Raw genomic sequence first — 13,000 nt, 5'->3', positions numbered from 1 at the left:
TGCAGGAGTTCCACATGGCCATGAAGCTCGACGTAACCATCGAGATCCCCAAGGGATCACGCGTCAAGTACGAGATTGATCACGAGACCCACCGGCTTCGCCTGGACCGGGTGCTTTTCACCTCGATGCAGTACCCCACGCACTACGGCTACTTTGAGAACACCCTCGGGGAGGACGGCGATCCGCTGGACGCCCTGGTGCTCCTGCAGGACTTCGACCTCATTCCGGGCGTTCTCGTTGAGTCGCGCCCCATCGGCGTCTTCAACATGGTGGACGACGGCGGCGGCGACGCAAAGGTGCTGTGCGTCCCCGTTGATGCGCGCTTCGATCACATCCAGGACCTCGGGGACGTCTCCAAATTCCTGCTCGACGAAATCGAGCACTTTTTCCGCAAGTACAAGGACCTGGAGCCGGGCAAGTGGGTCGAAGCCGCTGACTGGGAGGGCCGTGAGGCTGCAGAGGCGGAGGTCGAGGCGTCACTGAAGCGCTTCGAGGCTCTCGGCGAGCCCAGCGAAGAGGACGAGCCGCAGGGCCGTGCCGTTGAGACCGACGCGGACAACGCCGACGTTCAGCCGCAGGGCCGCTAGTCCCCCGCGGATACGGCACATCGAAGCCCCCGAATCAACGCAAATCGGTTGATTCGGGGGCTTCCTCCGTCATACTGGGGTCATGCTGTTCGTGGTGACCATCAACCAGCGCGACTCCCGCGAGGTGGGCGACCTGGTGCCCGAACTGCTGCGTGAATTCCGTTTCATCGACGCCGTCGTGCCCTTCCAGCGCTCGGTGGGAGACGAACTGCAAGGCGTTGTCGGCAGTGCCAAGGTGGCCGTAGATGTAGCCCTCAAAGCAATCCGGTTCCGCCGCTGGCATGTGGGAATAGGGGTCGGAGAGGTCCACTCGCCTATCCCCGAGCGGATCACGGACGCTGAAGGGTACGGGCTCGTGTACTCCCGCAGAGCTGTGAACCGGGCTCAAAAAACCGGCGAGCGGATCCCGCTGGCGATCGAGGGGCCGGACTCGGAAGTCGCGGCCGAAGCCGAAGCGGTGCTCCGGTTGCTGGGGCAGATTGTCTACACGCGAACGGACGCCGAGTGGAACGTACTCGACCTCATGACGCCCGGAGCGCGGGGGCAGCAGAAACTGATCGCACAGGAACTGGGAATCACAACACAGGCGGTGAGCAAGGCCGTCATCCGGTCCCACTGGGTGGAAGAGTGGGCTACCCGTCCCGCGGCGGCCAGGCTTCTTGACCTGGCGTACGGCCCGGTAGCGCTCCCGCCGGCAGCACTGGCGTACTAGCGCACATTCGAACTACGCGTGCGTCTAACGCTCGTTCTGGGCCCCGCGGGCGAGGGAGCGCAGAATTTTGGCCGCGCCGTCGTCGTACACCGACGCCGTCACCTCCGACGCGGCGGCGAGCACCTCTTCCGGGGCCTGGCCCATGGCTACGCCGCGAGCCGCCCAGGAAAGCATCTCGATGTCATTGCGGCCGTCACCGATGGCAACCGTATCCGACGGGTCAACACCGACTCTGCGGCGCACCAGCTCAAGCGCACTGGCCTTTGTGACGCCCGCGGCCGCGATATCCAGCCAGGCCGTCCAGCCCACCGAGTAGGTGACTCCGTGAAGGCCGATCGATTCGACGGCGTCGCCGAATTCCTCCGCCGTACTGTCGGTGCTGAAGACCACCACGCGTACTGCGCGTGCCCGGAGCATGCGATCAAAGTCCACGCTCTCCGCCTCCGCGCCGAAGCTCGCGTCCTGGAACCGTTCCGTCGAAAGGAAGCGGCCCTCGTCGTCTTCAAGGGCGAACTTTGCCGTGGGAAGGCTCTTCCGGAGCGCCACCAGGGCCGGCCGCGGGTCGAAAACCACACGGTTAACTATCTCGTAACCGTCTTCGAACTCGTCCACATCGATGCGGAGGGTGACACCGCCGTTTGAGCACACAGCGTGTCCGCGCGTGAGGCCGATCTTTTGGATGATCGGCAGCGTTGCCCCGAGTGACCTGCCGGTCGCGATCACCGTTTCATGGCCCGCTTCGACGACGGCGCTGGCCGCCGCGCGGACCTCGTCCGACATCTGGCCTTCGTGATCCACCAGGGTTCCGTCAACGTCGAGCGCAATGAGTTTTCGTGTTATCTGCTGCTGGTCCTCGGTGCCAGCGTGAAATGTAGTTGTCATCGTTAAAGTGAACCAGAAACCGCGTACGCGCGGGAAAGATTTTGGTCACAGCTAGGCAAACGTGAGGTTACGGACAAATGTAGAAACCAGCAGGAACCGCAGGGAAACAGCGAGCCTACAGCACCGGGAGAAGCTCAAGCCCACCCAGATAGGGTCGCAGCGCCGCCGGCACGTTCACCGAACCGTCGGGGTTCTGGTGGTGCTCAAGGATGGCTACGATCCACCTCGTCGTAGCAAGCGTTCCGTTCAGCGTCGCGACTGCGCGGGTGGACTTTGCGCCCTGCACGCGTTCACGGATGTTCAGCCGGCGCGCCTGGAAGCCGGTGCAGTTCGAGGTGGACGTCAGCTCGCGGTACGCGTTCTGCGTGGGCACCCAGGCCTCGCAGTCGAACTTGCGCGCCGCTGACATCCCGAGGTCACCGGCTGCCGTGTCGATCACCCGGTAGGGCAGCTCGACCTTCGCCAACATTTCCTCTTCCCAGGCGAGCATGCGCTCGTGTTCCGCGTGCGATTCCTCAAGCGTGGTGTAGGTAAACATCTCCACCTTGTTGAACTGGTGCACGCGAATGATTCCACGGGTGTCCTTGCCGTGGGATCCGGCTTCCCTGCGGTAGCACGAGGACCATCCCGCATACCGGAGCGGCCCGACCGAGAAGTCCAGGATTTCGTCGGAGTGGTACCCGGCGAGTGCAACCTCGGACGTACCCGTCAGGTAGAGGTCGTCTTCGGGGAGGCGGTAGATCTCCGCATCGTGGGCAATATCGAAGCCGGTGCCCTGCATGGTTTCAGGGCGCACCAGCGTGGGCGTGATCATCGGGGTGAATCCGGCCGCAACTGCCTGGTCCATGGCCATATTCAGGAGCGCAAGCTCAAGCCGCGCTCCCACGCCCTTGAGGAAGTAGAAACGGGACCCGGACACCTTGGCGCCACGTTCCATATCGATTGCACCGATAAGCTCGCCGATTTCAAGGTGATCCCGCGGTTCAAAGTCGAACTGCCGCGGCTCTCCTACGGTCTTGATGACGACGAAGTCATCTTCCCCGCCGGCCGGCACGCCATCGAGGATGGCGTTGGGCAACCGACGCAACAGGGAGTCAGCCTCTGCCTTCGCTTCCTCGGCTTCCGCCGCTGCAGCCTTCACGGATGCGGCCAGTTCCTTGACCTCTGCGAGAAGCGCCTGCTTTTCCTCGCCCTGAGCTTTGGCGACCCGCTTGCCGAAGGAATTCTGTTCGGCACGAAGTGACTCTGCATTCGTGACAGCCTCACGACGCCGGTAATCTGCCGCAATGATCGCATCAACCAGAGACTCATCGGCCTTCCGGGAACGCTGGGACAGGCGGAACTTTTCAGGATTGTCGCGGAGTTCGTTTACGTCGATCACTCCCCAAGACTACCGAACGCGACCTGCGCGCCCGCACTCCCGCGCGGAAGGATAGTCTGGGGAAATCATGCCCCTCGAGTGGATTATCGTCGCCCTTGCGGTTATCGCCGCAGCCGCGTCAGCGTTCAGCTGGTGGGGAGTACGAAAGCTGCGCCGCGAACGCTCCCCCCACTGGGAAGAACCCCGTGCCGCGCTCCAGATAACCGGTGAACGTCAGCGGGTGGCACTGATCCTCAACCCGGTCAAGATCAGCGCTCCGCTCGCGCGCGAGCAGGTCGAGCAGGCCTGTTCCGACGCCGGCTGGGAACCTCCCCTAGTACTGGAAACCACAGTGGCGGAGCCCGGCGCTGCCCAGGCAAGACGGGCGGTCGAGGAGGGCTGCGACGTCGTTATTGCTGCCGGCGGCGACGGCACCGTCCGTGCCGTGGCGGCCGCCCTGGTTCACAGCAATGCCGCTCTCGGACTACTGCCGCTCGGGACCGGCAACCTGCTGGCCCGCAACCTCGGTATCGCCGTGAATGACGTACCCCGCAGCGTACAGCAGGCACTCCATGGTGCCGCCCGGCGGATCGACATGGGCCGGGTCGAGCTACGCAACGAGCGCACCGGCGTGAGCGGTGAACACACGTTCCTGGTGATGGGCGGCGTCGGGCTTGATGCGGTGGTGGTTGCCGCCACCAAGGACACGCTGAAGAGGAAGTTCGGTTGGCTGGCGTACAGCGAGGCGGGTGTGCGGAGCCTGCCCGGCAAGCGGCAGCGAATGTCCATCAGCCTCGACGGCGAACCGGCGCAGACGCGCAAGGTCCACAGCGTCCTCTTCGCGAACTGCGCGAGGCTGCCGGGAGGAATTACGTTCATTCCGGACGCCTCGATCGACGACGGCTACCTCGACGTGGTCATCACCAGTCCGCGCAGTATCCTCGGCTGGCTCTGGGTTGCAGCGAAGATTCTCTTCCGCCACCCCGGTCCAATCCCGGTAATTACCTACCACCGGGTGAAGCGGGTTGACGTCGAGGTTTCGGAGGCAACGGGAACACAGCTCGACGGTGACACTTCCGGCGATGTCACAGCGCTCAGCGTCAGTGTGGTTCCGGGCGCACTGATGGTCCGGGTCCCTGGCAGGGCGACCGGACCATCAGCGGGAATGTTCAGCGATTCTGCAGCGAACTAGGGACGCTGAGTCCCCTCCGCGTCTCCGCCCTCCTGGAGAGAAGGCACGGAGTCAGCGTCGGTGTACTCGCCCTGCAGGTCTGAGTCGGCGTCCGTGGTGCCGTCGACGTCGGTGTACTCGCCTTCATCCGGCTGGTCCTGGCCTTCGGTGTAATCACCGGCGTCACCAGCGCGCTGGGCATTGGTGTATCCACCGCGGCCGCCCGCCGCAACTCCCTCAGTGTCCTCGTTCTGCGCCTGGCTGTTGATCAGCTGCTGCTCCTCTGCGAAGCGCAGGTCATTGGCCTGGTCTCCAGCGTCGCCGTGCCAGTTTGGGTCCGACGTTGATCCGTCACCCTTATTCGGGTTGACCTCACTGTTGTCTGGCTGCTCGCTCATGGTGCCTGCCTTTCATCAAGGGTCGCGCCACTGGCCGGGCGCTCTCTATCAGCCTACTTAGCAGTAGAGCCCGAGGAAAGGATTCCTAGTCTTTAAGCAGCTCGCGAACAGCCTTCTCCGACGCTGAGTAGCCCGCCACCGGAATGACCTCCCCGGACATGAAGCGATCAACCACGCGCGGGTCGACGTAGGAACTGCGGGCGATCGCCGGAGTGTTGCCCAGGTGCTCGGCGACGGATCGCATGGTCGCAGCGACTGCCTTCTGCCGCGCCGTTCGGCTGGTCGCTTTCAGGTCCATTCGGGCGAGCTCCATGGATGCCACGACGGTGGCCTGCCAGGTGCGGAAGTCTTTCGCGGTGAACCCTCCACCTGTGACCTGACGGAGGAACTCATTGAGTTGAGCTGCATCCACAGAGTGCCAGGACCCGTCCGGCGTCCGGTACGCCAACATGGTCCCCGCGTCCTCCCTGCGCACCATCGGGCGCAGGGCCGCAGCGAGGTCCTGATCCTCGATTGTGGTGTCCCACTGCTGCCCGCTCTTGCCCGGGAACCGGAGCGTGACCATCGGCCCGTTGATCGTGACATGGTCCGTGCGGAGTGTCGTTACCCCGAAGGAGCCGTTTTCCGCAGCGTACTGAGCCGAGCCGATGCGTAGCGCGCCGGTGTCCACAATTCGCAGTGCCGCAGCGAGGGCACGTTCCTTGCCGCTGCCGTTGCTGCGCAGATGCTGGGTGATGACCCGCCGGGCGCCGGGCAGCCTTTCGCCGAACTCCAGTGCGCGGTCGAATTTCTCGCGGTCCTTCTTCTCCCGCCAGGCAGGGTGATAGATGTATTGGCGGCGCCCGGCGTCGTCCGTGCCTACTGCCTGTATATGCCCGTTCGGGTATGGACTGATCCAGACATCACGCCAGGCAGGCGGGATCACGAGTTCCCTGATCCGCTCGATCTCGTCCGATTCCAGGGGCTCGCCGGACTGATTGCGGTAGCTAAAACCTTTTCCATGGCGGCGACGCGCATATCCGGGCTTGTTGCTGTCACTGCGTCTCAGTCGCGGCACGCCGCCTCCTCTGATTGCCCCGGCGGGGGAAGACTAGCCTATGTCCCCGGCGTCCGGCGTGGGGGAATGCAGCAGGGAGTCAACCCACTCCTGCGCCGCCCGGAATGCCTGGTCCGAGGTGTGCCGGGCTACTTCGTATTCGCGCCGGTCGGCACGAGCGTATGAGCCGAGGAAGCGCAAGCCGGGACTGATCCGGTGCAACCCCTGCAGTGCGTCAGCGACCCGCGCATCGGCGACGTGCCCGTCGGCGTCGATACTAAAGAAATAGTCGCCGAGAAACAGGCCGGTGGGGCGGGATTCGATCCTGCTGAGGTTGACCCCCCGTGCTGCGAACTGGTCCAGGATTTCCATCAGGGCGCCGGGATGGTCCTCAGGGAGGGGGATCACCAGCGTGGTCTTGTCCGCACCCGTCCGCTCCGGCAGGGAATCCGGCTTGCTGACCAGGATGAATCGCGTCACCGCATCACCAACGTCGCCGATGTGCTCGGCAAGTACGCGGAGGCCGAGCCGGTTGGCGACCAGCGGAGAACAGATTGCAGCGTCGTGGCCGGCGCCGTCGTCAAGCAGCTCGTGGGCGGCGGCTGCAGTGGAAGAGGTCGGCACATATTCCGCAGATGGAATGTTCTGCTCCGTCCACCCCCGGCACTGCGCCCAGGCGTGGCCGTGCGTCCCCACGAACCGGATATCGTTCAGTTCCACGCCGACGCGGGCGACCAGCACAAAGGAAATAGGGACAAGCACCTCGCGGATGATGCGCAGCGGTTCCCCGTTTGCGATCGCGTCGAGAGTGGCTGACACGCCGCCTTCGACCGAGTTCTCGATCGGAACCATGGCTGCTTCCACCCGGCCCTCCCGCACCATATTGAGCGCCGAATTCACCGTGGTTGCAGGTACCCGGTCGGCGTGCTCGGCCCCGGGGACCTGGAGGAGGGCAGCTTCGGTGAAGGTGCCCTCGGGGCCCAGGTACGCGTATGCAGTCATAGGACGCGGGGCTCGGCGTCGGTTTCGGAGACCAGCGGCTTCGACGCCTCGACCCAGGCATCCATCCCGCCGCTGACGTTCACGGCCGAGTATCCGTTGGCCACCAGCCATTCGGTTACCCGGAAAGAGCGGCCACCGGTGCGGCAGATGACGTGCAGGTCCTCATCCGGATCCAGTTCATCGAGCCGGGCCGGGATCTGGTCCACGGGAATGTGCAGGGCACCCTCAATATGCCCCGCTTCCCACTCATAGTCCTCGCGTACGTCCAGCACGGCGGTGTCCTCGCCGATCGCCTCAATGGACACGTTTTCACTGTTGCTCATTGCCAGTCCCGTTCATGTTCTTCGTTCGATTCCCCAACTTGAACCAAGCCTATAGTGGGGACCGGACTCAACCCATCAGTGCGGAAGGCATCCTTATGAGCTCCCTGCATGAGCTGACTGCCCTTGACCAGCGTGACCGGCTCCGGAACGGCGAATTGAGCTCGCGGGAGCTCACCTCGCACTACCTGCAGCGGATCGAGACCCGGAATCCGGAGCTGGGCGCCTTCGTTGCGGTGACCGCCGATGCCGCAATGGCGGAAGCGGAGGACGCGGACCAGCGGCAAGCATCCGGTGGGAATCTGCCAATGCTTCACGGGCTGCCGCTGGCTCACAAGGACCTGACCGACGTCGTTGGCGTTGTGACTACGCACGGCAGCGCCGCGCTGCAGCATACGGTGGCCGCCGCGGACTCACCGCTCGTGGCCGTTCTTCGCCGTGCAGGAGCGGTCAGTGTGGGAAAGACACAAGTGCCCGAGTTCGGGCTTAGCTGTTACAGCGAGAACCTGATCGCGCCGCCGTCGCGCAATCCGTTGAATCCCGCGCTGAGTTCGGGCGGCTCCTCCGGTGGCAGCGCCGCAGCCGTTGCGGCTGGACTGATTCCGTTCGCACCGGGTACGGACGGCGGCGGCTCAGTCCGGATACCGGCTGCCGCCACCGGGCTCATTGGCCTCAAGCCGAACCGCGGCAGGGTTCCCTCCGGTTCGGGACAGAGCGACCTCGGCCAGTTTGTGGTGGCCGGGCCGCTTGCACGGACGACGGCGGACGCCGCCCTGCTGCTCGACGCCATGGTGGACGAACCGAATTACCACGCAACCAGCGCGGCCGCACACGGCACCTTCCTTGACGCGGCAGTCCGGGCGGAAGGACGGTTCAGGATCGGCGTGAGCACCGTTTCTCCCTTCGCTGAAGCTTTTCCCATCGAACTCGACGACGACGCGAAGCTGAGCTTCGAGGCGGGCATCCGGGCGCTCAGCGCGGTGGGGCACGACGTCGTCGAGGCGGACCTCCGATACGACCCGCGGTACCACGAGGCTTTTCAGTCGGTGTGGACGGCCGGGCTTGCCGTCGCGCGCATTCCGTCCGCCCGGGAAGGGGACCTCACCACGCTGGCCCGCACCCTGCGGCGCCGCGCGCAACGCAAGTCGGCAACCGATCTGGCGACCGCCGTCGACATCCTCCGGCAATTCGAACAGGACACGATCCAGCAGTACTCCGCGTTTGATCTCATCGTGACGCCCGCGCTCGGCATGACGCCCCGCCCGATCGGCTGGTACACAGACGCCGATGCGGACATCGACTACATGCGCCAGTGCCAGTACTCCCCGTACACGTCCATGGTTAACGTGTGTGGCCTGCCCGCCATCTCGGTACCCGTATTCACCACGGCCAGCGGACTCTCCATGAGCATTCAGCTCATCGGCCGGCCCAGCGCTGAAGCAGAACTTCTCACCGTTTCGGCCCAGCTCGAAGACCACCTCGGGCAAAGCCGACGAACCTAACTGCTTGAGCGCACCCTTTTTTCAGGAACGACGACGGCGCGGTTCTTTCGGGGAGCGCCGTCGTCGTTTGGCTTGTGCTGGGCCTAGGAGCCGTCTTCGCTCTTGCCGGTTTCGTTCTCCGGCCCGGGCCCGCCGTAACCGGATTCATCCAGAGCGTCGGCAGCCTCATCCGCGTCCCGCTCCAATTTTTCGTCGTCTGCTTCGTCGATTTCGTCGCTGGTGGGGTTATCGCTCATGACACAACCTTTCGTTGACGGGTTTTTCAAACGTACCGCCCGCCAGGCGTGTGCACTAGGGCGGGGCGGTGCCACACTGGGCCTGTGGGGAAATACGGACTCGTCCTGGCACTTGCGTTCACCCTGGCCATAGCGGCATGCAGTGCACACATTGCATGCCCGGCGATCGGCTAGTCGAACACGTTGCTCGTCGAGCTAAAGGGAAACCACTCCCGTGTTGGGCAAGTGCAGGCTTGTGTTGACGGCGTCTGTTCGAGTCCGGCACCGCAACCCGTGAAAGGGCCCACTCCTCCAGCTGGCTCCCTTACCCCTGATGCAAAAGGTGGGACGGCGGGGAACAAGGCGGTTCCCCGGGTGCTGCTCCGGACGCCACCGGGCGAACAATCGGGCCCTTCCTTTCAACCCGCATAGAGAGTGACCGCTGGAGAATCGACGTCGGCATGACGGCTCCGGAGAACGTTACGGTGCGGGCTCTCGATACGGCTGGTGAGGTCCTCACCGAGGATGAGTTCGCGCTGGAATGGCGTCGCGTCGGCGGATCCAAGGAGTGCGGCGGGCCCGGTGAGGCAGGGCCCGTCGTCCTCACAGTTCCGTGATCACCTGACTAGAGCCAATGAAGAGCAGCTCCCCCGTAGCGCTGGGGAGGGTGCGGGTACTCAAGCTGCCTTCCGTTGACCACCAGCGGTGGTGGAACGTAGACCAGCTCGCCATAATCACTGGCTGCCCGCCGCAGCATCGGCTCCAGCTCCACCGACTGCGCATTGTCCGGCGTCGGGATCTGTAGCAGTTCAGCTGCCGTGTGCGCCAAAGAAAGATGCGCGGAACCGCACAGCCCTCGACGGCGGGCAGAGACAAGTGCGACGGCGGCGGCCGCCATCCCGAGCCCGGTTGCGTAATCGAGCGCCTGAACCGGGAGGGCTCCCGGCTTGAATTCCGGCCCGGAGCCGGTCCCGTAGACGTGGGCGATGCCGGTTGCGGCTTGAACGATGCTGTCGAATCCTCTCCGGTCAGACCACGGCCCGTGTTCTCCCCAGGCATCGAGGGAAACAACAGCGAGCCCGCGGAAGTCCTGCCGTAACGCTGCGACATCCAACCCGTACCGGGCCAGCGCCCCACCGCGGTACGCGCTAAGCACTATGTCCGTCGCGGGCAAGAGGGCCCGCAAGCGTGCGAGGGCCTCCGGGTTATTCAGGTCGGCCACGGCACTTCGCTTGGCGAAGCCGGTCTCCACGTGCTGGTGTTCCAATTCGGGGAACGCCGGCGGGTCCACCCGCAGAACGTCCGCACCCAGTGCACCGAGGAGTCGGCTCGCTGAGGGACCGGCGATAACTCGCGTGAGGTCCAGGACGCGAAGGCCTTCCATCAGCCCTCCGTCACCACCGAAGATCCCAGCCCGTACACCGCGCGGCACTTCAGGGCTGGCCGCGACCGAGAGTTCCACCCACGGCTCGCCGGCAACGGCTTGCCCGGCCGGGGTCGCACTCCACTCCTGTGGCGTCCTGACAGCCGAGGCCAGTCCCCCTCGAGCGGTGACGGCGTCCTCTATGACGCCGGCCGGTAGCTCCCGCAAGGCGGCGTCGACATCAGCGGCTGCGACCAGACCGAGCGCGTCCAGAAGTGCACGCTCATGGTGCGGATAGTTCCCGTGGATGCGAACCCACCCGTCGGCAGCCCGGCGGAACCCGGACAGCGGCCCGAACCCCTGGATCGGTGAACCTGCTATTCGGAGGTGAGTAAAGGAATCGAACCAGGCACTGACCCCCGATGACGTGAACGAAACTTCGTGCCGGCGCCCGTTGGACGATGAACCATAGGCAAGGGCCGTGGCGACCGCCTGCATGGAGGCGAGCGCGAGTCCCTCCACATCCAGTGGCCCGGCCCACCACCAACGAGGCCCGGACCACGACACCGGTTCATTCGCCTGCAGCAGGAGCTCGTCCAGAAACCGCCAAAGCGTAGGGACCGGGTGGCCGGAAGGATCGTCGCCTGCTTCGCCTGCCATCTCTGCATTATGTGCATCATGGAACGAACTTTGAGCCGTCGTATCCCGATTCAGTCAACAGAAATTGCTCGGTTCGGCGAAATTTCCAGTCATTTCTGCTGACTTGTCGGACGTGATGGCATGCTGGACCCATGGCTAATCGAGCAGGCACCGTTGCCCAATCCAGCGACCTTGTTGATGTAAGCGCCCTTCTGGACGCGTATTTCGATTCCAAACCCGACCTGTCGGACCCGGCGCAGCGAGTGGCTTTCGGCACTTCCGGTCATCGCGGATCGTCGCTGAAGTCGTCCTTCAACGAGGGGCACATCGCCGCGATCACGCAGGCGATCGTCGAGTATCGGGCCGGTCAGGGCATCACCGGACCGCTCTTCATGGGCAAGGACACGCATGCCCTGTCCGAACCCGCACAGAACACCGCCCTTGAAGTACTCGCGGCGAACAACGTGGCGGTGCGGATTGACGCCCGCGGTGCCTACACGCCCACTCCGGCACTCTCGCACGCCATCCTGGCCTACAACGGGTCACGAACGGACCAGTCGGACGGCATTGTCATCACGCCGTCGCACAATCCCCCTGCTGACGGCGGCTTCAAATACAACCCTCCCCACGGTGGTCCTGCGGACTCTGACGCCACCAACTGGATCGCCGCCCGCGCCAACGAACTGCTTGAGAACGACCTCCGCGACGTCAAAAGAATCCCCACTGCCCAGGCGCAACAGGCCGATTCCATCAGCGCCTACGACTTCCTTCAGCACTACGTCGAGGACCTCCCCAACGTGCTGAACCTCGAGGCCATCCGGAGCGCCGGCGTGCGTATCGGCGCTGACCCGATGGGCGGGGCGTCAGTTGATTACTGGGGTGCGATCGGGGAGCGGCACAACCTCGACCTCACCGTCGTCAACCCCGCCGTCGATCCGCAGTGGGCGTTCATGACGCTGGACTGGGACGAGAAGATCCGCATGGACTGCTCTTCACCGCACGCCATGGCGTCGCTGATTTCGCGCGCGGGTGACTACGACATCTCCACAGGCAACGACGCCGACGCCGACCGGCACGGCATCGTCACCCCGGATGCCGGCCTGATGAATCCCAATCACTATCTCGCCGTCGCAATCGATTACCTCTACCGGAACCGTCCGCAGTGGCGCTCGGACGCGATGGTCGGCAAGACCCTCGTGTCGTCGTCGATCATTGACCGGGTGGCGACGGACCTTGGCCGGGTGCTCGAAGAAGTTCCCGTCGGCTTCAAGTGGTTCGTACCAGGGCTCATGTCCGGGCAGGTTGCGTTCGGCGGAGAAGAATCTGCCGGGGCGTCCTTCCTCCGGCACGACGGATCCGCCTGGAGCACCGACAAGGACGGCATTCTCCTCGCGCTCCTCGCGTCCGAGATCACCGCCGTCTCGGGACGCACACCATCCCAGCATTACGAGGGTCTCACCCAGCGCTTCGGAGCTCCGGTCTACGCGCGTATCGACGCCGCTGCCACCCGGGAGCAGAAATCCGCGCTCGGCAAGCTGTCGCCGTCGGACGTCACAGCCACCACGCTGGCGGGCGAAGATATCACCGCGCGCCTGACGGAAGCGCCCGGCAACGGTGCACCGATCGGCGGCCTCAAGGTCACCACCGAGAACGCGTGGTTCGCCGCACGCCCATCCGGAACCGAGGACGTCTACAAGATCTACGCCGAATCGTTCCTCGGTGCGGAGCACCTCAAGCGTGTGCAGGAAGAAGCAAAAGCTCTGGTGGACGGAGTCATCGCCTAGTCCGCCGAAGTTTTTGTCGCCTATCTGCT

General features: G+C 64.5%; 14 protein-coding genes. 6 read left to right on the top strand and 8 right to left on the bottom strand.

Features of this window, described 5'->3' with window-relative positions; translation table 11 throughout:
• Positions 1-20: 20 nt before the first annotated feature.
• On the top strand, positions 21-587 hold the full coding sequence (locus AC4D2M_RS07970; protein WP_490891386.1) for an inorganic diphosphatase: 567 nt from the start codon (positions 21-23) through the stop codon (positions 585-587).
• Positions 588-672: 85 nt separating this feature from the next.
• Positions 673-1,299 (top strand): hypothetical protein, encoded by a 627-nt coding sequence (locus AC4D2M_RS07965; protein WP_490891385.1) that lies wholly within the window; start codon positions 673-675, stop codon positions 1,297-1,299.
• A gap of 24 nt (positions 1,300-1,323) precedes the next feature.
• Here AC4D2M_RS07965 and AC4D2M_RS07960 read toward each other — a convergent pair whose 3' ends face one another.
• Positions 1,324-2,181 carry an HAD family hydrolase gene (locus AC4D2M_RS07960; protein WP_490891133.1) on the bottom strand — a complete coding sequence of 286 codons (858 nt, stop codon included), beginning with the start codon at positions 2,179-2,181 and terminating at the stop codon, positions 1,324-1,326.
• 115 nt (positions 2,182-2,296) lie between these two features.
• Entirely contained in the window at positions 2,297-3,562 is a 1,266-nt protein-coding gene (serS, locus tag AC4D2M_RS07955; protein ID WP_490891132.1) for a serine--tRNA ligase, read from the bottom strand.
• 67 nt (positions 3,563-3,629) lie between these two features.
• Between serS and AC4D2M_RS07950 the strand changes: the two genes are divergently transcribed.
• The gene (locus AC4D2M_RS07950; RefSeq protein ID WP_490891131.1) at positions 3,630-4,733 is read left to right on the top strand and encodes a diacylglycerol/lipid kinase family protein; all 1,104 of its coding nucleotides are present in this window, start codon (positions 3,630-3,632) and stop codon (positions 4,731-4,733) included.
• On the opposite strand, the gene AC4D2M_RS07945 is transcribed toward AC4D2M_RS07950, so the two are convergent.
• The 4 genes from AC4D2M_RS07945 to AC4D2M_RS07930 all read right to left on the bottom strand — a co-directional run bounded on the left by AC4D2M_RS07945 (position 4,730) and on the right by AC4D2M_RS07930 (position 7,471).
• A complete protein-coding gene (locus AC4D2M_RS07945; protein ID WP_490891130.1) occupies positions 4,730-5,110 on the bottom strand; it encodes a hypothetical protein in 381 nt (126 codons plus the stop codon). The genes AC4D2M_RS07950 and AC4D2M_RS07945 overlap by 4 nt on opposite strands.
• A gap of 85 nt (positions 5,111-5,195) precedes the next feature.
• The gene (locus AC4D2M_RS07940; RefSeq protein WP_490891129.1) at positions 5,196-6,167 is read right to left on the bottom strand and encodes a DNA topoisomerase IB; all 972 of its coding nucleotides are present in this window, start codon (positions 6,165-6,167) and stop codon (positions 5,196-5,198) included.
• Positions 6,168-6,200: 33 nt separating this feature from the next.
• On the bottom strand, positions 6,201-7,148 hold the full coding sequence (gene pheA, locus AC4D2M_RS07935; protein ID WP_490891128.1) for a prephenate dehydratase: 948 nt from the start codon (positions 7,146-7,148) through the stop codon (positions 6,201-6,203).
• Positions 7,145-7,471, bottom strand: coding sequence for a rhodanese-like domain-containing protein (locus AC4D2M_RS07930; RefSeq protein WP_490891126.1), 327 nt, complete (start codon positions 7,469-7,471; stop codon positions 7,145-7,147). The genes pheA and AC4D2M_RS07930 overlap by 4 nt, the downstream gene beginning before the upstream one ends.
• Positions 7,472-7,566: 95 nt before the next feature.
• Here AC4D2M_RS07930 and AC4D2M_RS07925 point away from each other — a divergent pair, with 95 nt between their 5' ends.
• Positions 7,567-8,970: an amidase gene (locus AC4D2M_RS07925; RefSeq protein WP_490891124.1), complete on the top strand. Its 1,404-nt coding sequence runs from the start codon at positions 7,567-7,569 to the stop codon at positions 8,968-8,970.
• An 83-nt stretch (positions 8,971-9,053) separates the two neighbouring features.
• Here AC4D2M_RS07925 and AC4D2M_RS07920 read toward each other — a convergent pair whose 3' ends face one another.
• Complete coding sequence (locus tag AC4D2M_RS07920) at positions 9,054-9,206, bottom strand: hypothetical protein (RefSeq protein ID WP_490891123.1); 153 nt, start codon at positions 9,204-9,206, stop codon at positions 9,054-9,056.
• 440 nt (positions 9,207-9,646) lie between these two features.
• On the opposite strand from AC4D2M_RS07920, the gene AC4D2M_RS07915 reads away from it, so the two are divergent.
• Positions 9,647-9,802, top strand: a complete 156-nt coding sequence (locus tag AC4D2M_RS07915) for a hypothetical protein (RefSeq protein ID WP_490891122.1) — start codon at positions 9,647-9,649, stop codon at positions 9,800-9,802.
• 8 nt (positions 9,803-9,810) lie between these two features.
• Here AC4D2M_RS07915 and AC4D2M_RS07910 read toward each other — a convergent pair whose 3' ends face one another.
• On the bottom strand, positions 9,811-11,208 hold the full coding sequence (locus tag AC4D2M_RS07910; protein WP_490891121.1) for a CoA transferase: 1,398 nt from the start codon (positions 11,206-11,208) through the stop codon (positions 9,811-9,813).
• 131 nt (positions 11,209-11,339) lie between these two features.
• Here AC4D2M_RS07910 and pgm point away from each other — a divergent pair, with 131 nt between their 5' ends.
• Entirely contained in the window at positions 11,340-12,971 is a 1,632-nt protein-coding gene (pgm, locus tag AC4D2M_RS07905; protein ID WP_490891120.1) for a phosphoglucomutase (alpha-D-glucose-1,6-bisphosphate-dependent), read from the top strand.
• The last annotated feature ends 29 nt before the right edge of the window (positions 12,972-13,000 follow it).

Source organism: Arthrobacter sp. TJ-270, from assembly GCF_058269075.1.
The sequence above is the reverse complement of the archived record's forward strand: the minus strand, read 5'-3'. Positions and strand labels throughout refer to the sequence as shown.

Excerpts from the sequence above, each read along its gene's own strand:
- AC4D2M_RS07970 (WP_490891386.1), top strand. The coding sequence starts at position 21 with ATGAAGCTCGACGTAACCATCGAGATCCCCAAGGGATCACGCGTCAAG.
- AC4D2M_RS07960 (WP_490891133.1), bottom strand. The coding sequence starts at position 2,181 with ATGACAACTACATTTCACGCTGGCACCGAGGACCAGCAGCAGATAACA.
- AC4D2M_RS07950 (WP_490891131.1), top strand. The coding sequence starts at position 3,630 with ATGCCCCTCGAGTGGATTATCGTCGCCCTTGCGGTTATCGCCGCAGCC.
- AC4D2M_RS07945 (WP_490891130.1), bottom strand. The coding sequence starts at position 5,110 with ATGAGCGAGCAGCCAGACAACAGTGAGGTCAACCCGAATAAGGGTGAC.
- pheA (WP_490891128.1), bottom strand. The coding sequence starts at position 7,148 with ATGACTGCATACGCGTACCTGGGCCCCGAGGGCACCTTCACCGAAGCT.
- AC4D2M_RS07930 (WP_490891126.1), bottom strand. The coding sequence starts at position 7,471 with ATGAGCAACAGTGAAAACGTGTCCATTGAGGCGATCGGCGAGGACACC.
- AC4D2M_RS07925 (WP_490891124.1), top strand. The coding sequence starts at position 7,567 with ATGAGCTCCCTGCATGAGCTGACTGCCCTTGACCAGCGTGACCGGCTC.
- AC4D2M_RS07920 (WP_490891123.1), bottom strand. The coding sequence starts at position 9,206 with ATGAGCGATAACCCCACCAGCGACGAAATCGACGAAGCAGACGACGAA.
- AC4D2M_RS07915 (WP_490891122.1), top strand. The coding sequence starts at position 9,647 with ATGACGGCTCCGGAGAACGTTACGGTGCGGGCTCTCGATACGGCTGGT.
- AC4D2M_RS07910 (WP_490891121.1), bottom strand. The coding sequence starts at position 11,208 with ATGGCAGGCGAAGCAGGCGACGATCCTTCCGGCCACCCGGTCCCTACG.
- pgm (WP_490891120.1), top strand. The coding sequence starts at position 11,340 with ATGGCTAATCGAGCAGGCACCGTTGCCCAATCCAGCGACCTTGTTGAT.